The organism is Streptomyces sp. SAI-127 (assembly GCF_029894425.1).
Classification (GTDB): Bacteria; Actinomycetota; Actinomycetes; order Streptomycetales; family Streptomycetaceae; genus Streptomyces.
Map to the genome: position 1 here is coordinate 6985464 of NZ_JARXYJ010000001.1, position 23606 is coordinate 7009069.

The window sequence follows — 23606 nt, forward strand, 5'->3', positions numbered from 1 at the left end:
CGTGACAATGGGGGAATGTCCACGACCGCGCTCACCGAGAACACGCCCCTGCGGATCGGTCCGCACACCGTGCAGCCGCCTGTCGTCCTGGCTCCGATGGCCGGGATCACCAACGCGCCCTTCCGCACCCTGTGCAGGGAGTTCAGCGGGGGCAAGGGGCTGTTCGTCAGCGAGATGATCACGACCCGGGCGCTCGTCGAGCGCAACGAGAAGACCATGCAGCTGATCCACTTCGACGAGAGCGAGAAGCCTCGTTCGATCCAGCTGTACGGCGTCGACCCGGCCACCGTCGGCAAGGCCGTCCGCATGATCGCGGAGGAGGATCTCGCCGACCACATCGACCTGAACTTCGGGTGCCCGGTGCCGAAGGTGACGCGGAAGGGCGGCGGGTCCGCGCTGCCGTACAAGCGTCCTCTGCTCCGGGCGATCCTGCGTGAGGCGGTGAGCGGGGCGGGGGATCTGCCGGTCACGATGAAGATGCGCAAGGGCATCGACGACGACCACATGACGTATCTGGACGCCGGGCGGATCGCGGTCGAGGAGGGGGTCACCTCCATCGCGCTGCACGGTCGTACCGCCGCCCAGCACTACGGCGGCACGGCGGACTGGGACGCGATCGCCCGTCTGAAGGAACACGTTCCGGAGATTCCCGTGCTCGGCAACGGGGACATCTGGTCGGCGTCGGACGCGTTGCGGATGGTGGCGTCCACCGGCTGCGACGGGGTGGTCGTCGGGCGGGGGTGTCTGGGGCGGCCGTGGCTGTTCGCGGACCTGGTGGCGGCGTTCGAGGGGCGTACGGAGGCCATCGCGCGGCCTTCGTTGCGCGAGGTGGCGGATGTCATGGTCCGCCACGCCACGCTCCTCGGCGAGTGGATCGGTGACGAGTCTCGCGGTGTCATCGACTTCCGTAAGCACGTGGCCTGGTACCTCAAGGGCTTCGCGGTCGGCAGCGAGATGCGCAAGCGGCTCGCGATCACGTCGTCGTTGGCGGAACTCCGGTCCGGGCTGGACGAGCTGGACCTGGACCAGCCCTGGCCGACGGGCGCCGACGGACCGCGTGGCCGCACGTCCGGCAATAACCGGGTGGTCCTCCCGGACGGCTGGCTGAAGGACCCGTACGACTGTGGGGCGGGGGTCGGAGAGGACGCGGAGCTGGACACGTCGGGGGGTTGACCGGTCGTGTGCGGGTTCGGGTTCGGTGGGGGCGGGCGTTGTGCGCAGTTCCCCGCGCCCCTGGATGCCTGCGGCGGCCCGTTTCGGCTTCGGTGGGGGCGGGTGTAGCGCGTGCGGTTCGGTGGGTGGGTCGGGGCCGGGGTGGGGGGTATCCGTCCTCGGTCCGGCGGCTCGGTCCCTTGAGTGGTGCCCGGTATCGGACGCCGGCCGCTGCGGGCGGACACCCCCCACCCCGTCCCCTGCGCGCCGTACGCGGCTACCGGCCCGTCGGGGCGCGCGGTGTGGCGAGCGGTCCGTCGGGGTGCGCGGTGCGGCGAACGGTCCGTCGGGGCGCGTGAGGTGGCTAACGGTCCGTCGTGGCGCGTGAGGTGGTGATCGGTCCGTCGTGCCGCGGGTGACCGCAACTCCCCAGGGGCGCGGGGAACTGCGCGACCAGCCCCCACTCACCCGCACCCGCCCGACAACCCGACCCGGCACCCCCCTAGGCGCCCCGCCCAAGCCAGCGCAGCGTCACCCCTTTGACGGGTGCGGAGTCGAGCCGTACGCCGTCAGGAAGCGGTCTCGGAAGGAGCTCATCTTCCAGACCGGGGCGTTGCGCGCCGGCTTCAGGCCGTCCGTCCAGTTCCAGGACGCGATCTTGTCGAGAACCTTCGGGTCCTTGGCGACGATCGAGATCGGCACGTCACGGCTGGCGTTCTCCCCGCTGACCCGGGCGATCGGCTGGTGGTCGCCGAGGAAGACGAGGACCGTGTCGTCGCTGCCGTAGCGCTCCAGCCACTGGGTCAGCGCAGTGACCGAGTACGAGATGGACTTGCCGTACTCCTGCTTGGAGCGGGTGGAGTCGGCGATGATCTCGGACGGTTTGTTGCCGGCCTTCTGGATGCCCTTGAAGATCGAGCCGTCGCCGAGGTCGTTCCAGTCGACCATCTTCGGGATGGGCGCCCAGGGCTGGTGGCTGGAGGTCAGGATGATCTCGGACATCAGCGGCTTGTCGCGCTTCTTGCCGTGTACCTGGCGCTGGTAGGCCTCCAGGGCGTACTGGTCGGGCATCGTCGACCAGCTGAACTTGGGTCCCTGGTAGCCGAGTTGGAAGGCGTTGTAGACCTTGTCGAGGTCGTAGTACTTCTGCTCGGGCCAGCCCTTCTGGACGCCCGGCATCACCCCGACCGTGTCCCAGGCGCCGGTCTTCTTGAAGGCCTTGGTAAGGCTGAGGTGGTCACTGGCCATGACGGTGCGGTAGCGCTGCTGGTTGTCGATCCAGAGGCCGGAGAGGGTCGTCGAGTGGCCCAGCCAGCTGCTGCCGCCGTACGTCGCCGACGTCAGCCAGCCGCTCTTCGCGTGGAAACCGGCCTTCGCGAGGGCCGCGGTGCTGGTGTCGAGGGTCCTGTCCACGCCGGGCGCGATGGCCGGGTCCTCGACGGCACTGCGGCCGTAGCTCTCGATGAAGGTGAAGATCATGTCCTTGCCGCGCAGGTCGGGCACCAGCTGGGAGCCGGGCGTGTTCCCGAAGGCGTCGACCTTGGCCACCTTCTGGAACTCCGCCTCGTCCCGCACGGTGTACAGCACCCGCTTGGCCTGGAGTGTGGCGAGCGCGGCGGTGTGTTCGGAGGCCAGCGGAGGGCCGAAGATCTGCAGACCGAGGGCGGAGCAGGTGACCCAGACGGTGGCCGCGACGAGGGTGCCCCGGGTGGCGGTCTGCCGGTCCAGGACCAGCAGATTGCTCAGCCGGACCATCGCCAGCGTCATGACGGCCAGCAGCAGAAGCACCAGGACGACCATGCCGACCGCGGCACCGATCGCCACACCCTGACCCATCGAGTCCGCGACATAGGACTGCGCGTCGTCGAGCAACTCCCAGTCGAGGACGGGATTGAAGGCCCGCCCGAGGTAGTCGTTGAATCCCATGTCGAGCAGGTTCAGGATCGTCATCACTCCGAGCCCCACCCCGGACACCACGGCCACCACCAGCCGCGGCCGACGCGGCAGCGCCAGCGCCACGGCCGCACCGATGATCGCCTCCGCCGGAATCCGCGCGAACTCCCGCATGTGCAGATTGGTCACCTTGTTCGGCAGGAGCAGGGCGCCGAGGACGAGCAGGGCGGCGAGGACGTTGAGGGTCCACCGGGTGTTGCGTACGGCGGTGGGGTGCGCGTCCCGCCAGCGGATCAGACGCGCGCGCAGGGACGGCTTCCCGGCCGGTGGCGGACTGTCCGCACCTGTCGCCTCGGCCTCGGGTGACGTGCTCTCTGCAAGGGTCTCGGACACCCGAGGGTCCTTCCGTACGGGTCCTGGTAGAGGCGGACCCGACAGGGGGTCTCGGATCCGCCACATTCCCGTACGTCCGGCTACCGGCAGCAGTTCACCGATCCGGGCAAACACCGGGCAAACGCGTGGTCAACGGTCAGGTGAGGGCTTTTCACACGCCCTCACCGCGGAGCACTACGCGCCCCCCACCGCCGTCAGCAGCGCGAGCGGCGCCGCGGCGGACCGCGCCTCCCGCACACACGCGTGCGGATACGGCACCGGCTCCCCGTGGGTCTCCCGCCCGTACCCCGCCAGAACCTCCGGCAAGCGGTGCCCGGCGGCCGTCGCCGCGTCCACCAGCCCGTGCGCCACCGCCCGCGCCTCGTCGTGCAGCCCGTACCGGGCCAGCCCCAGCGTGATCAGCGCGTTGTCGTGCGGCCACACCGAGCCCCGGTGATACGAGAGCGGGTGGTACGCCGCCTGCCCGGCCGCCACTGTCCGCACCCCCCACCCGGAGAAGAAGTCCCGCTCCAGCAACCGCCGCCCCACGAGCTCTCCGTACTCCTTGTCGAGCAGCCCCGACCACAGCAGATGCCCGGCGTCGGAGGCCAGCGCGTCGACCTGCCGGCCCTCGCCGTCCAGTGCGAGCGCGGGGAAGGCACGGTCCGGCATCCAGAAGTCCCGCTGGAAGCGATCGCGTAGATCCACCGCGGCCTGTTCGAGGAGGGCCGCGTAGGTCTCGTCCTTCCACACCGTGCGCGCGACCCAGGCGGTCCGGCGCAGCGCGTCGTACGCGTAGCCCTGGGCGCCCGCCGCCATCACCGGTCCGCTCGCCCGTGCTCCGTCGGCGCCGCAGATCGCGCCGGGGGAGTCCTTCCAGTTCTGGTTGGCGAGGCCGCCCTGGTCGGCGCGGTAGACGAGGTAGCCGCGCGAGGTGAGTCCGCCGTGGTCGAGCATCCAGCCGATCGCCGCGCGGGCGTGGGGCTCCAGGCGCCGGGCGAGCGGGAGGTCCCCGGTGTGTTCCACGTACGCGCCGAGCAGGATGAGGAACAGGGGGGTGGCGTCGACCGAGCCGTAGTAGCGGCCGTACGGCACCTGCCCGAAGTGGGCCAGCTCTCCGTGCCGCACCTCGTGCACGATCTTGCCGGGCTGGGCCACGGAGGCCGCGCCGGTCTCGGTCGCCTGGGTCGCGGCCAGCGCGGGGAGCGTCGCGGCGGCCAGCTGGGGGCGGTACGGGAGGGCGAAGAGCGAGGTCAGGAGGGCGTCCCGGCCCAGCAGGGTCAGGAACCAGGGGGCTCCGGCGGCCGGGACGCGCAGTTCCTCGCCGTCGGGGCCGGTCGCCGGGACCTGGAGCGAGGCGAGGTCGGCGAGACCGCGGGCGCACGCGGCGGCGAGCTCCGGCCAGCCGGTCGGGAAGGCGATGCCCTCCACGAACTCGCCTTCCAGCGAGAGGAGTTGATTGTTCAGCGCGGCCGGGGAGCTCGGTACCCGCCGGGCCCGCTTGTCACCGTGCGGGCGGGCCATCACCCGCAGGGTCAGCTCCGCCGTGCCGTGCGGCTCCAGGTCCAGCGTCCAGACCAGGCGCCTGGCTCCGGTGCCCGTCTCCTCGATGCCGTCCGGGGCGGGGTCGGCCGTCACCGTCGTACAGGAACGCCATTCGCGGCGTTGGTAGGTGAACTCCACGCCGTCGTCGAGGATCTCGCGGCGGCGGGTGGCGCCGGTCTTCGTGTAGGTGCGGTAGTCGGAGCGGAGTTCGAACTGGTCGGTGAAGTCGGCGTCCGCGGTGACCGCGAGGCGGACCGTCGTCGGCACCGGACGGTTGCTGGTGACCCGGAGGGATTCGACGAACGAGCCGTCCCCCACCGCCTGTTCACGGAAGAGCGTGCAGGCGGGCGGCTCCTGGCGGCCGCCGCGCGGGACGAGGACACAGCGCGCGGTGTCGCCGTCGGCCACCGGCGACAGCGCCTCCGGTACCGCGCCGTCCACCGTGAGCTGCCAGCGGCTCAGGTGCCGGGCGTCGCGTACGAAAAGCCCGTCCGGGGAGCTGCCGCCGCTCCGGACGCCGCTGATGTCCCCGCCGTCACCCACGGCAGCGAACGTCCCGCCGTGCACGAGCAGATGATGCCGGTCCGTCATCGCCGGATCCCTCCCTTGAGTCCCATGTCCGCCGTGACTGTGGTGTCGCTGTGCAGCAGGTCGAGCGCGAGCGCGGCGGTCCAGCTGAAGCCGGTCGCCCCGCAGGCCGCTCCGGTGTACGGGTCGACGTACTCCGCGAAGTCGGTGGTCCCGGCGAGCTCGAGGGCCGACTCCCGCAGCGCGTCGGCCCGTCGGTGCTCGTCGTGGGTGCGCAGCCCGCGCTCCAGCAGCCAGGCGGTGTTGAACCAGGCCGGGCCGCGCCAGTAGCGGTGCGGGTCGAAGGCCTCGCCGAGGAGGTCGTAGCTGGGGGGGAGGCGGGTGGTGGTGCCGAGGCCGAAGTGGGGGCCGGAGGCGGTCCGCACGACCGCCGTGACGATGTCCCGCGGGAGGCCGGGGAGCAGCAGGGGGAGCAGGCCGGAGACCCCGCGCTCGGGGATCAGGGTGCCGCGCCTGTCCTGGGCGGATCCTCGCAGGTCCCGGCACAGGAACATCCCGCTCGCCGGATCCCACAGCCGGTCCACCAGCGCCGCCGTCAGCCTTTCCGCGCGCGCGTGCCGGGCCGTGCCGGGCGCCCCCAGCTCCTCGGCGATCCGGGCGAGGGCGTGTTCGGAGGCGATGAGCAGGGCGTTGAAGGCGGGGTCCTCGACGGCGAACTCTCCGCCGCCGTCGGCGTATCCGGCGTCCCGGTAGTCCGTCGCCAGCCGCACGTACCGTCCGTAGTCCAGATCCGTCGGCCGGTCCTCGGCGGCTCCGTGGTCGAGGTCGGCGCGGCGGAAGGAGCGTGCCGGCGCCGGGGTGACGCGGGAGAGCGGGAGGTCCCAGGCGGGGCTGTTGTCCATACCCTGTTCCCAGGGGTGCACGACGGACGCGAGGCCGCCTCCGCCCAGGTCGCGGCGGTGCAGGAGGTAGCGGTGCCAGGCGGCCAGGCGTGGGTACATCCGGGCGAGGAAGCCGCGCGCACGGGACAGACCGGGGTCGGCGCGGTGGACCAGCCACACCGCCAGGGCGTGGACCGGTGGCTGCACGATGCCGGACGTCTGTACGGTGCGCGGGGCGCCCGCGGCGCGCCCCGCGGTCGAGGAGCGCCAGAAGTCGGGGCTCGGGAAGTACGCGTCGAGCGGTACGGAGGGGTTGAAGACGATGTGCGGGACGCGCCCGTCGCCCCACTGGGCCGCCAACAGCGTCTCCAGCTCGGTCTGGGCCCGCAGCGGGGAGAGGTGGCGCAGGCCGATCGCGATGAACGCGGAGTCCCAGGACCACTGGTGCGGGTACAGACCGCGCGAGGGCACGGTGGAGACGCCGGTCCAGTTGCCTTCCAGCACCCTCGCCGCCCTGACGTGCAGGGAATGTGACGAACCCGGCGGATCGTATGCGATCGAGCGCGCCGCGGAAGGGGTGATGAGCTGGGCAGTGCGATCCACTCGGGGCTCCCCGAAAGACGTGTGACCGAGCGGTTCGGTCAGGGCTACCGTAGGGTTACGTCTATTTAACACGCAAAACTCAGAATGTAATGCAGAGTTGAGAAACACAAGGGGGTGCGCATGACCGGACGGAGTCAGACCGGCGCCGGAGATCTGCTCGAACTGGTCCGCAGCGGGCGAGCCGTCACGCGCGGGGCGCTCCAGCAGGCCACCGGACTGTCCCGGGCGACCGTCGGCCAGCGCCTCGACCGGCTCTTCCGCGCGGGCTGGCTGCGCGAGGGCGCCGGAGGCCCCGTCGACTCCCCGCTGGGCGGCCGCCCCTCCATCACCCTGGAGTTCGACGACGCCCATGCCGTCGTCCTCGCCGCCGACCTGGAGACCCGGCACGCGCGCGCGTGCGTGCTGTCCCTGACCGGCGAGATCCTCGCGGAGCACAGCGGCACCCTGGTGATCGAGGACGGCCCGGACGCCGTGCTCGGCGAGCTCGGCCGCTGGTTCGCCGAGCTGCTGGAGAAGGCGGGACACCGTGCCGAGGAGGTCTGCGGGATCGGGCTCGCCGTGCCGGGCCCGGTCGACCTGGAGAGCGGCCGGGTGATCCAGCCGCCGATCATGCCCGGCTGGGACGGCTACGACATACGGAGCCGCCTGGCCGGAGCCTTCACCGAGCACACCGGGACCGGTCCGGTCCCCGTGCTCGTCGACAACGACGCCAACCTCATGGCGTACGGCGAACAGCGCACGGCCCACCCCGACTGCTCGGCGTTCGTGCTGGTCAAGGTCTCGACGGGCATCGGCGCCGGAGTCGTGGTCGACGGCTCGGTCTACCGGGGCATCGACGGCGGCGCGGGCGACCTCGGCCATATCCGGGTCCCCGCGGGCGCGGAGGCGCTGTGCCGGTGCGGTTCCTACGGCTGTCTCGCCGCCGTCGCGAGCGGCGGTGCCGTGGCGCGGCGGCTGGCGGCGACCGGGGTGCCGGCGGCCTCGGGCTCGGATGTGCGCGACCTGCTCGCGTCCGGGCATCCGGGGGCGGCGGCGCTCGCGCGCGAGGCGGGGCGGCAGGTCGGGGACGTGCTGGCGACCGTCGTGACCCTGCTGAACCCCGGGGTCCTGATGATCGCCGGCGATCTGGCCGGCACTCCCTTCCTCACGGGCGTCCGGGAGCTGCTGTACCAGCGGGCGCTGCCCCGCTCCACCGCCCGGCTGGAGGTCGTGACGTCGCGGCTGGGGGAGCGGGCCGGGCTGATCGGGGCGGGTGCACTGGTCGTGGAGCATCTGTACGCGCCCGAGCGGGTCGAGGAGAGGCTGCTGGCCATGGGCGTATGACGCCCGTGTTTCCGCCTCCGTTTCCGTCCGGATGCCCGTCCGCATGGTGAAATCCGGCGCCCTGTGGCAGCGTGATTCTCGCCACCCTTGAGAAGGGTGCCGCTCGGATGAGCGGATCTTGGGCGACTGCACTTCTCCAAGGGGTGGCACTGAGTGCCACCCCTTGATCGTTCATCGATCGAAATCAGGCGTGCGAATAGCCGCTCGAATGAGCGGTTAGGAGGGTCTGTGGGGGTTGCCGCGTTCAAGAAGTGAAAACATCCGCCGTGTGTCGCTTGCCAAGCTTTGACTTTCGATCCGCTGGCGGACGACTGGTTACGGGCGTATGACGCCCGAGTAGACGTACCCAGACGCCTTCGATCTGGGTATGTTCCTCGCCGTCAGGGCAGCCACCGCGTCCTCGAGGGAGTCGAGACCCGTGTCGGAAAACAAAGAACCCCACGTAGCTAAGTTCGTCTACGACTTCACCGAGGGAAACAAGGACCTCAAGGACCTCCTGGGTGGCAAGGGCGCGAACCTCGCCGAGATGACCAACCTGGGACTCCCCGTTCCCCCCGGCTTCACCATCACGACGGAAGCCTGCAAGGTCTACCTGGACAGCGGCGAGGAGCCCGCGGCACTGCGTGACGAGGTGAGTGCGCACCTCGACGCGCTGGAGCAGCGCATGGCCAAGAAGCTCGGCCAGGCCGACGACCCGCTGCTCGTCTCGGTCCGCTCCGGCGCGAAGTTCTCGATGCCGGGAATGATGGACACGGTCCTGAACATCGGTCTCTCCGACAAGTCGGTCCAGGGGCTCGCCAAGCAGGCCGGCGACGACCGTTTCGCCTGGGACTCCTACCGACGGCTCATCCAGATGTTCGGCAAGACCGTCCTCGGCGTCGACGGCGACCTCTTCGAGGAGGCCCTCGAGAAGGCCAAGGAGGTCAAGAAGGTCACGGTCGACACCGACCTGGAGGCCGCCGACCTCAAGAAGCTCGTCACCGCCTTCAAGAAGATCGTCAAGAAGGAGGCGGGCCGGGACTTCCCGCAGGACCCGCGCGAGCAGATGGACCTCGCCATCCACGCGGTCTTCGACTCCTGGAACACCGACCGCGCCAAGCTCTACCGCCGCCAGGAGCGCATCCCCGGCGACCTGGGCACCGCGGTCAACGTCTGCTCGATGGTCTTCGGCAACCTCGGCCCGGACTCCGGCACCGGCGTCGCGTTCACCCGTGACCCCGCCTCCGGCCACCAGGGCGTCTACGGCGACTACCTCCAGAACGCCCAGGGCGAGGACGTCGTCGCGGGCATCCGCAACACCGTCCCGCTCGCGGAGCTGGAGCAGATCGACAAGAAGTCGTACGACCAGCTGATGCAGATCATGGAGACGCTGGAGAACCACTACAAGGACCTCTGCGACATCGAGTTCACCATCGAGCGCGGTCAGCTGTGGATGCTCCAGACCCGGGTCGGCAAGCGCACGGCGGGCGCGGCCTTCCGGATCGCGACCCAGCTGGTGGACCAGGGCCTGATCGACGAGGCCGAGGCGCTCCAGCGCGTCACCGGCGCCCAGCTCGCCCAGCTGATGTTCCCCCGCTTCGACGAGAACACCAAGGTCGCGCAGGTCGGCCGGGGCATCGCGGCCTCGCCGGGCGCGGCCGTCGGCAAGGCGGTGTTCGACTCGTACACCGCGGTGAAGTGGTCGCGTTCGGGCGAGAAGGTCATCCTCGTCCGCCGTGAGACCAACCCCGACGACCTCGACGGCATGATCGCGGCCGAGGGCATCCTGACCTCGCGCGGCGGCAAGACCTCCCACGCGGCCGTGGTCGCGCGCGGCATGGGCAAGACCTGTGTCTGCGGCGCGGAGGAGCTGGAGGTCGACACCAAGCGGCGCCGGATGACGGTCCCGGGCGGACACGTCGTCGAGGAAGGCGACCTGATCTCCATCGACGGCTCGTCCGGCAAGGTCTACCTGGGCGAGGTCCCGGTCGTGCCGTCGCCGGTCGTGGAGTACTTCGAGGGCCGGATGCACGCGGGCGCCAACGACGCCGACGAGCTGGTCGAGGCCGTGCACCGGATCATGGCGTTCGCGGACCGCAAGCGGCGCCTGCGGGTGCGCGCGAACGCGGACAACGCCGAGGACGCGATGCGGGCGCGGCGCTTCGGCGCCCAGGGCATCGGCCTCTGCCGTACCGAGCACATGTTCCTCGGCGACCGCCGCGAGCTCGTCGAGCGGCTGATCCTGGCCGACACGGAGACCGAGCGCGAGGAGTCGCTGAAGGCGCTGCTCCCGCTGCAGAAGCAGGACTTCGTGGAGCTGTTCTCGGCGATGGACGGGCTGCCGGTGACGGTACGGCTGCTGGACCCGCCGCTGCACGAGTTCCTGCCCGACATCACCGAACTCTCGGTCCGCGTGGCGTTGGCGGAGTCCCGTCAGGAGCCGCACGAGAACGAACTGCGGCTGCTCCAGGCCGTGCACCGGTTGCACGAGCAGAACCCCATGCTGGGCCTGCGCGGAGTGCGCCTCGGCCTGGTCATCCCCGGCCTGTTCACCATGCAGGTCCGCGCGATCGCGGAGGCGGCGGCCGAACGGAAGAACGCCAAGGGCGACCCGCGCGCGGAGATCATGATCCCGCTGGTGGGCACGGTCCAGGAGCTGGAGATCGTCCGCGAGGAGGCCGACCAGGTCGTCGCGGAGGTCGAGGCGGCCACGGGTGTGGAGCTGAAGCTGTCGATCGGCACGATGATCGAGCTCCCGCGTGCCGCGCTGACCGCCGGTCAGATCGCGGAGGCCGCGGAGTTCTTCTCCTTCGGCACCAACGACCTCACCCAGACGGTGTGGGGCTTCAGCCGGGACGACGTGGAGGCGAGCTTCTTCACGGCCTACCTGGAGAAGGGCATCTTCGGGGTCTCCCCGTTCGAGACGATCGACAAGGACGGCGTGGGCTCCCTGGTGAAGCTCGCCGCCGAGGCGGGCCGCAAGACCCGCCCCGACCTCAAGCTCGGTGTCTGCGGCGAGCACGGCGGCGACCCGGAGTCGGTCCACTTCTTCCACGAGGTGGGTCTGGACTACGTCTCCTGCTCCCCGTTCCGCATCCCGGTGGCCCGCCTCGAGGCGGGGCGCGCGGCGATCACGGCGAACGGCAGCGACCACCGGTAGGGCCCCTGACGGCCCCGGAACCCCGGATCCGCCGCCCGTCCCCGACCCTCATCCGATGGGCGGCGGCTCCGGATCACGAAGAGAGGGCGGCACCCTTGTGCGGGGGTGCCGCCCTTTCGTTCGCGGCTGAGGTAGCGAGCCCGTTGCCGGAGGCTCAGCTGTCGCAGGCCACTCCGTCGTTGTCGCGGTCCAGGTGGGAGGCGTAGCCCGGCTCGCCCCGGTGGATGGGTGCGGCGCCGGCGGCGCGGGCCTCGGAGCAGTTGGCGTAGTAGACGCTGCCGGGGTCCGGATCGGAGCCGGTGTCCGCCTCGGCCTGTGCCGTGACCGTCCTGGTGACCTTGACCGTCTTCGTGGCGGTCACCGTGGCCGCCGGTTCCGGTTCGGCCGTCGCCGTCGCCGTCGCCGTGGTCGTCGCTGTCACGGTCACCGTCGGCTGCGGCTTGGCGGCGGCCGGCTTCGCGTCGCTCGCCGTCTTGTCCGGGTCGCCGCTGCCTATGCCGACGCCGAGGAAGAGCGCGAGCGCGAGGGCGGGCAGGACGTACCGCTTCCGGGCCCACTTGGGCGCGGGCCGGGAAGCGGGCGCCGGGGTCGGCGGCCACGGCGGCGCGGGCTGATTGTTGTACGGGTTGGCCATGTCGTCCCCCTGGAGGTGTTACGTGAGGGGATGACCGTATTGCCGACGTCGCGGTTGTGGAGGTGAAGTGTTCATTCCGTGACCATTACATGTCAGACGGCGTTACGTCCGGAATGGCCCTGTCGCTTCATACGGGATGCCGCCCGACGAACTCCCGCTCGTCCCCCACCGGCACCCGCAGCGTCGGCGTCTCCCTGCGCCGCCCGCCCGGCCTCCCAGGACCCATCGTCGGTCCCTGTGCCGACGGCAGCCGGACCACCGCGTCCAGTCCGCCCGTCGCCGCCGCGTGCAGACTCGCCTCGCCGCCGCTCGCGTGGGCCAGCCGCTGGACCAGGGCGAGTCCCAGACCGGTGCCGCCCTTGGGGGCGCCCGGTGCGCGCCAGAACCGGTCGAAGGCGCGGGCGCGCTGGTCGGCCGTCATGCCGGGGCCCTCGTCGGTGACGTGCAGGTCCACCCAGCCGGGGCGGAGGGCGCGGCGGGACGGGGCGTGAGGGCGGAGTTCCACGGTCACCGTGCTGCCGGCCGGCGACGCGCGCAGCGCGTTGGAGAGGAGGTTGTCCAGGATCTGCTCCACGGCGCCCGGGAGCGCGAGGACCGGGCCCCCGCTGCCCGCGAACAGGACCAGCGAGACACCCTGCCGGCCGTAGAGCGGCAGCCAGGTGCGGTGCCGCTCCGCGCAGACCTCGCCGACGTCCACCAGGCCCCGCGTCGCCGCGTGTTCCTCCAGCCGGGCCATCGCGAGGAGCCCCTCCACCATCCGGGCCAGCCGGTCGGTCTCCGTCACGGCCGCGGTCAGGCTGCCCCGGCCGCGCGCCGACACGCTGGGCTCCAGGTTCTCCAGCCGCAGCCGGAGCGCGGCCAGCGGCGTCTTGAGCTGGTGCGAGGCCTCGCCCGCGAAGGAGCGCTGAGCGTCGAGAAGATGGGCGAGCCGGGCCGCCGTACGGTTGAACGCGGCGGCCAGACTGCGTACTTCGGGCGGCCCCTTGGTCACCGCCACCGGCGTCACGCGGCCTCCGTCGGCCAACTCGTGTGTGGCCCGCTCCAGTTCACGGATGGGGCGGCCGGTCCAGCGCGCGATGCCGAAGCCCACCAGGACGACGGCCGTGAGGACACCGAGCCCGCCGAGGGCGAGCAGCAGCCACACGTGGTGGACGCGCTCGTGCACCATCCGGGTGGGGACCGTCAGCCACACGGCGCCCTGAGTGCCGTGGCCCATGGGTGCGGCGACCGACAGGTACTCGACCCCGCCGATCGTGGAGGTGCGCACGTCCGCCGTCGACGCGCCCCGCAGCGCCGCCACGATGCCCGGTCGCGAGGCCAGGGCGGCGGACGCCTTCCCGGACAGCGGGTGCGAGGAGGCCAGCAGCGCGCCCGCCCCGTCCACGACGACCACCTTCCCGCCGATGCGCGCGGCACAGTGCACCACCCGCTCGGGCAGGTCCCGTTCCGCGCGGCCCGTCTCCAGTGCCAGCGCCGCGTACGCGGAGACCGACTCGGCCTCGTCCCGCGCGGCGCCCACCACCCGCTCCCGCTCGCCGCGTGAGTACACGAACCCCAGCGGGATCTCCAGGCAGAGCAGCACCAGGGCGGCCAGAGTGAGATAGCTGAGCAGGATCCGGCGCGTCATGCCGGCCCGGCCGGTCCGGTGTGCACCGCCAGCCGGAAGCCGACCCCGCGCAGCGTCTGGATCCAGGCCGGATGTCCCAACTTCCGTCGCAGCGAAGCGACATGGACGTCCAGCGTCTTCGTCGGACCTTCGTAGAACGGGTCCCAGACCCGGTCCAGGATCTGCTGCCGGGAGTAGACCGCGCCCGGGTCCTCGGTGAGCAGCGCGAGCAGGTCGAACTCCTTGGGAGTGAGCGGGACTTGGGCCTCGCCGACCCAGACCTGCCGGGTACGGCGGTCCACGGCGAGCGGACCGGGTTCGGGCGCGGGCGCCGCCGCGGCAGGCGGGACGGCGGCCCCCTGCGTGCGCCGCGTCCGCCGGGTCACGGCCCGTACCCGGGCCACCAACTCCCTTACGCTGAACGGCTTCGCCAGATAGTCGTCGGCGCCGAGCTCCAGGCCCAGCACCCGGTCGGCCTCCTCCCCGCGCGCACTGAGGATGACGATCGGGACGTCGGAGACCTCACGGATGCCCCGGCAGACGTCGATGCCGTCCATGTCCGGCAGCCCCAGGTCCAGGAGTACGACATCGCCGTACGGCGCTCTCAGCCCCTCGGTGCCGGTGGTCACGTGATCGACCGTCAGGCCGAAGTGCCCGAGGCCCTCGGCCAGGGGTTCGGCGATCGTCTCGTCGTCCTCGATGAGCAGCACGCGCAGGCCCATACGTCTTATCTCTCCCACCCGAATTCATATTCTCTGCCCTGTGCCCGACACGCTACAAGAAGCAGGCGCGTACCGGGAGTCGGGAAAAAGAATGTCCTGCTTCTGGCCGCGCTCTGGCCCGCTTTTAACCTTCGTCTGTACATCACCCCTCTACGGTGATGCGAACTGGTCGAACTCCCAGCTCAGGAGGCACCCTTGAAGGCATTGCTGGACCGTGCGCGTTCGTTCAGGCGGCGGGTCGATTTCGAGAGCGGTGAATACCGGAAGCTGGCCGAGGGCCAATATCCCGAGGCGCTCTTCATTACCTGCTCGGACTCACGGGTAATCCCCGCACTCATCACCGGCGCCCGGCCCGGTGAGATATTCGAGCTGCGCAACGCGGGCAATATCGTGCCGTCGTACGGACAGCACGCGGCCGGTGGTGAGGCCGCCACCATCGAGTACGCACTGGAGGTGCTCGGGGTTCAGGACGTGGTCGTGTGCGGTCACTCACACTGCGGGGCGATGGGGGCGCTGCGGTCCGGCGACGACCTGACCGCGCTGCCGGGAGTGGACGCCTGGCTCGGGATCGCCCGCCCGTCCCTGGCCCCCGTGCTCACCGGCGCCTCCGACGAACTCGCGCTCTCCGACGTGGTCCAGCGCAATGTCGTCAACCAGCTTGCGGCGCTGCGGAGTTACCCCGTGGTGCGGCAGCGGCTCGACACCGGCCGGCTGCGGTTGCACGGCTGGTACTACGAGGTCGACACCGGCCAGGTGCACGAGCTCGACGAGGACGGCCGCTTCCGGGTGCACGCCGGATGAGCGGGGCGCATGCGCGGGGGAGGGGAGACAGGGCGGCGCCGAAAAGCCGTAGGGAACCGAGGAGTTCGGTGCAACCGGCCGACTCGCGGGAGGAGCCGAGCAGCCCGCGGGCACCCAAGGGTCCACAGACGCCCAAGGGCCCGAAGGCCGACCTCGGCACCGAGATCACCGCCTCCCTCGTCGTGTTCCTCGTCGCCCTGCCGCTCTGCATCGGGGTGGCCGTCGCCTCCGGTGTCCCGGCCGAACTGGGCATCATCTCCGGGGTGATCGGCGGACTCGTGGTCGGCGCGGTCCGCGGCAGCACCTTGCAGGTCAGCGGACCCGCCGCGGGGCTCGCCGCGCTGGTCGCGGAGACGGTCGCCGAGCACGGGGTCGCCATGCTCGGGGTGATCGTCCTGTGCTCGGGGATACTTCAGGTCGTGCTCGGTGTCGTACGGCTCGGGCGGATGTTCCAGGCCATCTCGATCGCCGTCGTGCAGGGCATGCTCGCCGGAATCGGGCTGCCGCTGATGTTCAGCCAGGCTTATCCGATGGCCGACGGCAAGGCGCCCGGCACCCCGATCGAGAACATGGCCGGGATACCCGGGCTGCTCGCGGACGTCCTGACCGACCGGCAGGCGATGACGGCGCTGCTGCTCGGCATCGTCACCGTCGTCCTGAGCTTCGTGTGGAAGAAGGCGCCGGGGCCGGTCAGGAAGGTCCCGGCCGCGCTGGTCGCCGTGGGCATCGGGATCGCGGTCGCCACGCTGCCCGGGGTCGAGGTGAAGACGCTCCAGGTCGGCAACCTGCTCGCGGCCGTCCAGGTGCCGGGCGCAGAGCAGTTCGCGGGCCTCGCCGACGCGGCGATCATCACGTCGATTCTCACCTTCACGGTCATCGCCTCGGCGGAGAGCCTGTTCACGGCGGCGGCTGTGGACCGTATGCACAGCGGTCCGCGCACCCGCTACAACACCGAACTGGTGGCCCAGGGCGCCGGGAACACGGTGGCCGGCATCCTCGGCGCGCTTCCGATCACGGCCGTGGTCGCACGCAGTTCGGCGAACGTCCAGGCGGGCGCGAAGACCCGGCTCTCCCGCACCCTGCACGGCCTGTGGCTGCTGGCCTTCGCGCTGCTGCTCCCGCAGGTCCTCGCGCTGATCCCGATCTCGGTGCTGGCCGGGGTCCTGGTGCACAGCGGGTGGAAGCTGCTCGCGCCGGAGGAGTTCCCGAAGATGTGGCGCCAGGACCGGGGCGAGTTCGTGGTCATGACCGTCACCACGCTCGTCATCGTGGCGACCGCGCTGCTGGAGGGCGTGCTCGTGGGGCTCGCTGCCGGCATCGTGCTGGCGGCCCTGCGCATGTCGCAGACCGTGATCCGGCAGCACATCGAGGATGACACCGCGAAGATCGTCATGGCCGGCAACGCGACCTTCCTCCGCCTGCCGAAGGTCATCGAGGCCCTGGAGTCCGCGGCCGCCTCCGGCAAGCCGCGCATCCGCCTCGACCTCACCGGCGTGACCCACCTGGACCACGCCTGCCGCAGCCAGGTGGAGGAGTTCACGGCCCAGCAGCGGGGGCGGGGGCTGCGGGTGGAACTGCTGATGCCGGGGCCGGGGGTGGTCTCGGCGACCTCGGGGGCCGCGACCTCGCCGACCGACGGGCGGACCGTCGGGATGGCGTCTGCGGGTGCCGGGGCGGCGGGTGTGCGGACGGCGTCTGGGGGTGCTGGGGAGGTGGGCGCCGGGTGGACGTCTGCGGGTGCCGGGTCGGCGTCTGCGGGTCTTGGGGCGGCGTCTGGGGGTGCTGGGGCGGTGGAGGCTGGGACAGCGTTCGCGGGTCCTGGGGCGGTGGGTGTCCGGACGACGTCTGCGGGTGCGGGGGCGGAGGGCGCCGGCGTGACGTCCGCGGGTGCCGGGGCGAGGACGGTCGGCGCCGGGGCACCGGGCGAGTGGGCCTTCGGAAGCGGGACCTCCGCCGAGTCGGCCTTCGGGGGCCGGGTCTCCGACACCGCCGTCGGCGGCGAGGGGGGCGCATTCGATACGGTGGCCGCCGGGGCCGGAGCCGCCACCTCCTGGCCCGATCTCGCCGACGCCCACGATTTCTCCGCAGCCCAGGCTTCCGACGCGCCGGGCACCCCGCCCGACGACTTCCGTACCCCAGCCGCCTCCGCAGCCCAGGTGTTCCCAGGTGCGCCGAGGCCCGGGGTCGAATGGTTCTACCTGGACACGCGGCCCGTGCCGGACGATTACGCGCCGGGCCCTCCGCTCGTAGGCTGAGTCCCACCGTCTGCGGAGGGAGCCCGGCCATGTCAGGTTGGAGTGCGAAGGCCATCCCCGACCAGAGCGGACGCGTCGCCGTCATCACCGGGGCCAACAGCGGGATCGGGTACGTGACCGCGAGGGAGCTGGCCCGTAGGGGTGCCCGCGTGCTGCTCGCCTGCCGCAGCGAGGCGCGCGGTGCCGGGGCCGGGGAGCGGCTGGTCGCCGAAGTGCCGGGCGCGCAGGTGCAGTTCGCCCGCCTGGATCTCGGCGACCTGTCCTGCGTACGGCAGTTCGCGGCGGCGTATCCCTACGACCGCCTCGACCTCCTGGTCAACAACGCGGGCGTGATGGCACTGCCGTACGGCACGACGGCGGACGGCTTCGAGACCCAGTTCGGCACGAACCACCTGGGCCACTTCGCCCTGACCGGCCTGCTGCTGCCCACACTTCTCGAGACACCCGCCGCACGCGTCGTGACCGTCTCCAGCACGGCGCACGCGCTGGCCAACATCGACATCGACGACCTCAACAGCGAGCGCCGCTACCGCCGTTGGGTCGCCTACGCCCGCTCCAAGACCGCCAATCTCCTCTTCGTCCACGAACTGGCCCGCAGGCTGGCGGCCCACGGCTCGGACGTGGTCGCGGCGGCGGCACACCCGGGGTACGCGGCCACCAACCTCCAGACGGCGGGCCCGAAGATGGCGGGCCGCAGGGCGGCGGAACGCTTCATGCGGGTCGGCAACCGCTTCTTCGCCCAGTCCGCCGACGCCGGCGCCCTCCCCACCCTCTACGCTGCCACCGCCCCCGACGTACCGCCCGACTCCTTCACCGGCCCGTCCCTGGCGGGGTGGCGCGGTTCCCCGGCCCCCTCCTGGCGGGCCCCCTGGACCCGCGACGACCGGGCGTCCCAGCGGCTTTGGGCCGCGTCGGAGGAGCTCACGGGGGTGACGTACGACGCCCTGAAGGTCTGAGCTCTCTGAGTCTGAGCCCTCTGAGCCCTCAGTCCTTGCGGCCCGTCACCGCCACCGTCACACCGAGGCCGATCATGGTCAGTCCGCCGGCCCCGCCCACCAGGGAGAGGCGGCGCGGCGAGCGGGCGAACCAGCCCCGCGCGGTCGCCGCGACCAGCCCCCACCCGGCGTCGGAGACCAGCGCGATGATGTTGAAGACCAGCCCGAGCAGCAGCATCTGCGCGGCCACATGGCCCTGGCCGCGGTCCACGAACTGCGGCAGTACGGCGGCGAAGAACACGATGGTCTTGGGGTTGGTCACGCCGACCGCGAACCCCTCCCAGAACGTTCGCAGACCGCCGTGCCCCGCCGCCGCGGCCGTCACGTCATCGGCGAACGCCGCGCGCAGTGACCCGCGCCCGCGCCACGCCCTGACACCCAGGTACACGAGGTAGGCGGCACCGGCGAGCTTGAGCGTGGTGAAGACCAGGACCGAGCGCTCCACGATCGAGCCGACCCCGAACGCGACGGCCAGGACCAGCACGTAGGCGCCGATGGTGTTCCCCGCCACCGTGGTCAGGGCGGCACGCCGGCCCTGAGCGAGCGCCCGGCCGATCACGAACAGCACGCTGGGTCCGGGGACCACGATCAGCAGGAACGACATGGCCGCGAAGGCGAGAAGACGGTCGGTGGGCACCATGTCGCCCATGCAAGCACGGGGGACTTTCGCTCTCCAGCCGTTTTCTCCCAGCCGGTCTTCGCCGGTGGCTGTTCAGGCCGTCGCGCCGCTGTCCACCACCAGGTCGGTGCCCACCACCGAGGAGGCGTCGTCCGAGGCCAGGTACAGGACCGCGGCGGCAATCTCGGACGTGGTCGAGACACGGCCCAGGGGGAGGGTGGCCTTCGCACGGTCGGCGCGGTCCGCCTCCGCCTCGCCGGGGCGCAGGGACATCGGGGTGTCCACCGCGCCGGGGCTGACCGCGTTGATGCGGACGCCGTCGTGGATGTGGTCCAGGGCCGCGCCCCGGGTGAGCGCGGAGACGGCCGCCTTGGTGGCGGCGTAAGCGGCGGCGCCGGGGGAGCGGGTGTGGGCGCCGAAGGTGGAGGCGATGTTGACGATCGCGCCGCCGGAGGACTGCGAGCGCATCTGGCGGATCTCGGCCCGGAGCGCCAGGAACATCCCGGTGAGGTTGATGTCGAGCTGCTCCTGCCAGTCCGCCGACGACAGTTCCGCCAAGGGCTGCCCGCCCCGGAACACCCCCGCGTTGTTGACGGCCACGTCGAGCGAGCCGAAGCGGTCCACCGCGGCGTCCACGACGGCCTGGATCTCGGCGTCCCGCGTGACGTCCCCGGTCACCATGAGCGCCTTGCCGCCCGCCTCCTCGATCAGCCGGACCGTTTCCGTCAGCGGCTCCCGCCCGCGTCCGGCGACGACCACCTGCGCACCCTCCGCGGCGAACGCCAGGGCGGTGGCTCGGCCGATGCCCGAGCCCGCGCCGGTGACGAGAGCGGTCCTGCCGGTGAAGCGCGTCATGATCTCCCCTGATTCTTGAACGACTTGTTCACGACCGACGGCCGACTTATTCTTGACCGATCGGTTCAGTATGGCGGCAAAGAAAAGGGCGCCGCCCGCCCCGAAAGGGTTCAGTCGAGCAGCGCCAGCGCCTGTTCCGCCGCGTCCCGCACCCGGGCCGGGTCCGCCGACGCCTTGCCGACGACCCGCAGCCCCTGGAGCAGTACCAGCAGCATCCTCGCGAGGGTCAACGGGTCGCGGTCCGCCGGTAGTTCGCCCTGCGCCTGCGCGCGGACCAGCGCCGAGTGCAGCACGGTCTCCAGCTGGTCCCAGTTGCGCTCGACGTGCCGCGCGGCCGCCGGGTCGTGCGGGGCCAGTTCGGCCGCCGCGTTGGTGACCATGCAGCCGTTCCGGCGCAGTTGCTCGTCGGCGGCCTCCGTGGCGTACCGCCGTACGACCGTCCGTACGGCCGGCAGCGCGGGCCCCGGCTGGGACAGCTCCCGCACGATCGGCGGGAGCCCTGCCCTGTCGTAGCGGTCCAGCGCCCTCAGGTACAGCTCGTGCTTGCTGCCGAAGGTGGCGTAGATGCTGGCCCGCCCGATACCGAGGTGCTCCACGAGGTCGGACATCGACGTCGCCTCGTAGCCGCGCCGCCAGAACAGCTCCAGGGCTGACTGCAGCGCGGCCTCGGGATCGAACTCCTTGGTCCTGGCCACGCATCGCAGCCTAGACTTATCGAGAACGGTCGGTCAAGAAAGCTTTCTACGCCGTCCGCACCGCGTACGTCGTGATCCGCACCGACTCGTCGTCCAGGCACTGCCCGGTCTCCAGGTCGAAGCGCTGCTTCAGCAGCGGTGAGGCCACGAACGGCCGTCCCTGGTGGGTGCCGGTCAGGCCGCGGGAGAGGACCGCCGCGCCGCCGAAGGGGTCGCGGTTGTCGACGGCGTAGAGGTTGCCGGCGCGGTCGCGGAACAGGGCGGCCTGACGGCCGTCGGGCAGCAGGGCCGCCACGCCCCGGCCGGGGAGCAGCCGGGCCAGCTCGCAGACCGCGAACCAGTCGTCGTTCAGCTGGAGTTCGACCTTCAGGTCGGTGGTCTCGGGTGCCAGAGTCATCGCTGGGCGCTTCCTTCCAGGGGGCGGTGGCCGATGGTCAGCAGCGGCAGGTCGGGCTTGATCTGGTCGCGCTCGGCGACGAAGCCGACGACCGGGTCGGGGGTGTCGGGGGCGTTGACGAAGGACACGAACCGGGCGAGCTTCTCGGGGTCGTTGATGGTGGTCGCCCACTCGTCGGCGTAGTGCGCCACGTGGGCCGTCATCAGGGACTCCAGCTCCTCGCAGATGCCGAGGGAGTCCTCCACGACCACGTCACGGACGTGGTCCAGGCCGCCGGGGATGCGCTCCAGCCAGGTCGAGGTGCGCTCCAGACGGTCCGCGGTGCGGATGTAGAACATCAGGAACCGGTCGATCAACTTGATCAGTTCGGCGTCCGAGAGGTCCTGGGCCAAGAGGTCCGCGTGGCGGGGGGTCGCGCCGCCGTTGCCGCCGACGTAGAGGTTCCAGCCGTTGGAGGTGGCGATGACGCCGAAGTCCTTCGACTGGGCCTCGGCGCACTCGCGGGCGCAGCCGGAGACCGCCGACTTGAGCTTGTGCGGCGACCTCAGGCCCCGGTAGCGCAGCTCCAGGTCGATCGCCATGCGGACCGAGTCCTGGACGCCGTAGCGGCACCAGGTCTGGCCGACGCAGGACTTCACCGTGCGCAGGGACTTGCCGTAGGCGTGGCCGGACTCGAAGCCGGCGTCCACCAACCGGGTCCAGATCAGCGGGAGTTGCTCGACGCGGGCGCCGAACATGTCGATCCGCTGGCCACCGGTGATCTTCGTGTAGAGGCCGAAGTCGCGGGCGATCTCACCGATCACGATGAGGCCCTCCGGGGTGATCTCACCACCGGGGATGCGCGGGACGACCGAGTACGAGCCGTTCTTCTGGATGTTGGCGAGGAAGTGGTCGTTGGAGTCCTGCAGCGACGCCTGCTCGCCGTCCAGGACATAGCCGCTCGCGCCGATGGTCGGGGCGAGGGAGGCGATGATCGAGCCGACCGCCGGCTTGCAGATCTCGCAGCCGTCGCCGCCCTTGGCGCCGTCGCGGCCGTAGCGGTCCAGGAGGTCCTGGTAGGTGTTGATGCGCAGGGCGAGGACGATCTCGTAGAGCTCCTCGCGGGTCTGCGAGAAGCAGCCGCACAGGCCCTTGTCGACCTCGACGCCGGACGCCTCCAGCTCGGCGGTGACCAGCTGGCCGAGCACCTTGACGCAACTGCCGCACGTCGTACCGGCCTTGGTGCACTTCTTCACCTCGGGCACGGTCGTGCACTGGTGGTCGGTGACCGCGGCGCGGATCGTGCCCTTGCGGACGTTGTTGCAGGAGCAGATGATCGCGTCGTCCGGCAGCGCGGTCGGGCCGAGCTGGACCGACTCCCCGGCACCGGCGGGAAGCACCAGCGACTCGGGCTTGACCGGCGGGACCGAACCGGTGAACGCCTTCAGCGTGCCGTACGCCTCCGCGTCGCCGACCAGGATGCCGCCCAGCAGCGTGCCGTCGCGGCCGATGACCAGCTTCTTGTACAGGCCCGCACGCGAGTCGGAGTAGACGACGTCGAGGCAGTCCGCGGTCGCGCCGTGCGCGTCACCGAAGGAGGCGACGTCCACACCGAGCAGCTTCAGCTTGGTGGACAGGTCGGCGCCGAGGAAGGCGGCCTCGTCGGAGGCGATGGTCGCCGCGGCCGTCTCGGCCTGCTCGTAACCGGGCGCCACCAGGCCGTACACCCGGCCGTCGGCGGCCAGCGCGCACTCGCCGATCGCGAAGACGTGCGGGTCGGCGACCGTACGGCACTGCTCGTCGACCGTGATGCCGCCGCGCTCGCCGACCGTGAGGCCGCAGTCGCGGGCCAGCTGGTCGCGGGGGCGGACACCGGCGCTGAACACCACCAGGTCGGTGGCGAGTTCGCTGCCGTCGGAGAGCTTCATGCCGGTGACGGCACCCTCGGCGTCGACCACGATCTCCTGCGTGCCCACCCCGGTGTGGACGCTCAGGCCCATCTCCTCGATGGTGCGCAGCAGCGCCGCGCCACCGCCCTCGTCGACCTGCACCGGCATCAGCCGCGGCGCGAACTCCACGATGTGGGAGGTGAGTCCGAGACCCTTCAGCGCGCCGGCCGCCTCCAGACCGAGCAGACCGCCGCCGACCACGGCACCGGTGGTGCGGGTCTTCGCGTACTCCTCGATGGCGAGGAGGTCCTCGATCGTGCGGTAGACGAAACAGCCCGCGGCGTCCTTGTTGGGGACCGGCGGCACGAACGGGTAGGAGCCGGTGGCGAGGACGAGGGTCTCGTACGCGAAGACCTGCCCGGACTTCGCGGTGACCGTCTTCGCCTCGCGGTCGACGGCGACGGCGGGGTCGCCGACGTACAGCTCGATGCCGTGCGTCTCGATGAACTCCATGTCCGTCATGGAGAGGTCCTCGGGCGTCTTGCCCGAGAAGTACGAGGTGAGCGCGACGCGGTCGTACGCGGGACGCGGCTCCTCGCACAGCACGACCACGCGGTGGGTGGCGGTCATGCCGCGCTCGGCGAGTGCTTCGAGGAAGCGCTGGCCGACCATGCCGTGGCCGACGAGCACGATCGTGGGGGTGGGCCCCGGGGTGGCGGTCAT

At 71.4% G+C, this 23606-nt stretch carries 17 protein-coding genes; 6 read left to right on the forward strand and 11 right to left on the reverse strand.

The window, feature by feature from the left end:
* Positions 1-15 precede the first annotated feature (15 nt).
* Complete coding sequence (gene dusB, locus M2157_RS32160) at positions 16-1173, forward strand: tRNA dihydrouridine synthase DusB (RefSeq protein ID WP_280866928.1); 1158 nt, start codon at positions 16-18, stop codon at positions 1171-1173.
* A 510-nt stretch (positions 1174-1683) separates the two neighbouring features.
* Here the strand turns inward: dusB and M2157_RS32165 are convergent.
* From M2157_RS32165 to M2157_RS32175, 3 genes are all read right to left on the reverse strand, one after another.
* Entirely contained in the window at positions 1684-3438 is a 1755-nt protein-coding gene (locus M2157_RS32165) for a CDP-alcohol phosphatidyltransferase (protein WP_280866929.1), read from the reverse strand.
* A 174-nt stretch (positions 3439-3612) separates the two neighbouring features.
* A complete protein-coding gene (locus M2157_RS32170; protein ID WP_280857499.1) occupies positions 3613-5553 on the reverse strand; it encodes a glycogen debranching N-terminal domain-containing protein in 1941 nt (646 codons plus the stop codon).
* Complete coding sequence (locus M2157_RS32175) at positions 5550-6974, reverse strand: hypothetical protein (RefSeq protein WP_280857498.1); 1425 nt, start codon at positions 6972-6974, stop codon at positions 5550-5552. The genes M2157_RS32170 and M2157_RS32175 overlap by 4 nt, the downstream gene beginning before the upstream one ends.
* 120 nt (positions 6975-7094) lie before the next feature.
* Here M2157_RS32175 and M2157_RS32180 point away from each other — a divergent pair, with 120 nt between their 5' ends.
* Positions 7095-8297, forward strand: coding sequence for an ROK family protein (locus tag M2157_RS32180; protein ID WP_280857497.1), 1203 nt, complete (start codon positions 7095-7097; stop codon positions 8295-8297).
* A gap of 418 nt (positions 8298-8715) precedes the next feature.
* A complete protein-coding gene (gene ppdK, locus M2157_RS32185; protein WP_266523173.1) occupies positions 8716-11436 on the forward strand; it encodes a pyruvate, phosphate dikinase in 2721 nt (906 codons plus the stop codon).
* A gap of 154 nt (positions 11437-11590) precedes the next feature.
* Here the strand turns inward: ppdK and M2157_RS32190 are convergent, their stop codons facing one another.
* The 3 genes from M2157_RS32190 to M2157_RS32200 form a co-directional block, all read right to left on the reverse strand.
* Positions 11591-12070, reverse strand: coding sequence for an excalibur calcium-binding domain-containing protein (locus M2157_RS32190; RefSeq protein ID WP_280866930.1), 480 nt, complete (start codon positions 12068-12070; stop codon positions 11591-11593).
* Positions 12071-12197: 127 nt separating this feature from the next.
* The gene (locus M2157_RS32195) at positions 12198-13697 is read right to left on the reverse strand and encodes a HAMP domain-containing sensor histidine kinase (protein WP_280866931.1); all 1500 of its coding nucleotides are present in this window, start codon (positions 13695-13697) and stop codon (positions 12198-12200) included.
* Entirely contained in the window at positions 13694-14398 is a 705-nt protein-coding gene (locus M2157_RS32200; RefSeq protein WP_280866932.1) for a response regulator transcription factor, read from the reverse strand. Before M2157_RS32200 ends, M2157_RS32195 begins: the two co-directional genes overlap by 4 nt.
* 195 nt (positions 14399-14593) lie before the next feature.
* Between M2157_RS32200 and M2157_RS32205 the strand changes: the two genes are divergently transcribed.
* From M2157_RS32205 to M2157_RS32215, 3 genes are all read left to right on the forward strand, one after another.
* Positions 14594-15199: a carbonic anhydrase gene (locus M2157_RS32205; protein WP_280857493.1), complete on the forward strand. Its 606-nt coding sequence runs from the start codon at positions 14594-14596 to the stop codon at positions 15197-15199.
* Positions 15200-15381: 182 nt separating this feature from the next.
* A complete protein-coding gene (locus tag M2157_RS32210; RefSeq protein ID WP_280859008.1) occupies positions 15382-17454 on the forward strand; it encodes a SulP family inorganic anion transporter in 2073 nt (690 codons plus the stop codon).
* A gap of 29 nt (positions 17455-17483) precedes the next feature.
* Entirely contained in the window at positions 17484-18410 is a 927-nt protein-coding gene (locus M2157_RS32215) for an oxidoreductase (RefSeq protein ID WP_280866933.1), read from the forward strand.
* 28 nt (positions 18411-18438) lie between these two features.
* Here M2157_RS32215 and M2157_RS32220 read toward each other — a convergent pair whose 3' ends face one another.
* From M2157_RS32220 to nirB, 5 genes are all read right to left on the reverse strand, one after another.
* Positions 18439-19089 carry a LysE family translocator gene (locus M2157_RS32220; protein ID WP_280866934.1) on the reverse strand — a complete coding sequence of 217 codons (651 nt, stop codon included), beginning with the start codon at positions 19087-19089 and terminating at the stop codon, positions 18439-18441.
* A gap of 72 nt (positions 19090-19161) precedes the next feature.
* Positions 19162-19923: a glucose 1-dehydrogenase gene (locus tag M2157_RS32225; protein WP_280866935.1), complete on the reverse strand. Its 762-nt coding sequence runs from the start codon at positions 19921-19923 to the stop codon at positions 19162-19164.
* A gap of 110 nt (positions 19924-20033) precedes the next feature.
* Positions 20034-20618 (reverse strand): TetR/AcrR family transcriptional regulator, encoded by a 585-nt coding sequence (locus M2157_RS32230; protein WP_280866936.1) that lies wholly within the window; start codon positions 20616-20618, stop codon positions 20034-20036.
* A 46-nt stretch (positions 20619-20664) separates the two neighbouring features.
* Entirely contained in the window at positions 20665-21015 is a 351-nt protein-coding gene (gene nirD, locus M2157_RS32235) for a nitrite reductase small subunit NirD (RefSeq protein WP_280866937.1), read from the reverse strand.
* Positions 21012-23606 carry a nitrite reductase large subunit NirB gene (gene nirB, locus M2157_RS32240; protein ID WP_280866938.1) on the reverse strand — a complete coding sequence of 865 codons (2595 nt, stop codon included), beginning with the start codon at positions 23604-23606 and terminating at the stop codon, positions 21012-21014. Before nirB ends, nirD begins: the two co-directional genes overlap by 4 nt.

What these genes read in the sequence shown, in the direction of transcription:
- nirD (WP_280866937.1), bottom strand. Translation starts at nt 21,015, where the DNA reads ATGACTCTGGCACCCGAGACCACCGACCTGAAGGTCGAACTCCAGCTG.
- M2157_RS32200 (WP_280866932.1), bottom strand. Translation starts at nt 14,398, where the DNA reads ATGGGCCTGCGCGTGCTGCTCATCGAGGACGACGAGACGATCGCCGAA.
- M2157_RS32220 (WP_280866934.1), bottom strand. Translation starts at nt 19,089, where the DNA reads ATGGTGCCCACCGACCGTCTTCTCGCCTTCGCGGCCATGTCGTTCCTG.
- M2157_RS32195 (WP_280866931.1), bottom strand. Translation starts at nt 13,697, where the DNA reads ATGACGCGCCGGATCCTGCTCAGCTATCTCACTCTGGCCGCCCTGGTG.
- M2157_RS32190 (WP_280866930.1), bottom strand. Translation starts at nt 12,070, where the DNA reads ATGGCCAACCCGTACAACAATCAGCCCGCGCCGCCGTGGCCGCCGACC.
- M2157_RS32215 (WP_280866933.1), top strand. Translation starts at nt 17,484, where the DNA reads ATGTCAGGTTGGAGTGCGAAGGCCATCCCCGACCAGAGCGGACGCGTC.
- dusB (WP_280866928.1), top strand. Translation starts at nt 16, where the DNA reads ATGTCCACGACCGCGCTCACCGAGAACACGCCCCTGCGGATCGGTCCG.
- M2157_RS32225 (WP_280866935.1), bottom strand. Translation starts at nt 19,923, where the DNA reads ATGACGCGCTTCACCGGCAGGACCGCTCTCGTCACCGGCGCGGGCTCG.
- M2157_RS32170 (WP_280857499.1), bottom strand. Translation starts at nt 5,553, where the DNA reads ATGACGGACCGGCATCATCTGCTCGTGCACGGCGGGACGTTCGCTGCC.
- M2157_RS32180 (WP_280857497.1), top strand. Translation starts at nt 7,095, where the DNA reads ATGACCGGACGGAGTCAGACCGGCGCCGGAGATCTGCTCGAACTGGTC.
- nirB (WP_280866938.1), bottom strand. Translation starts at nt 23,606, where the DNA reads ATGACCGCCACCCCGGGGCCCACCCCCACGATCGTGCTCGTCGGCCAC.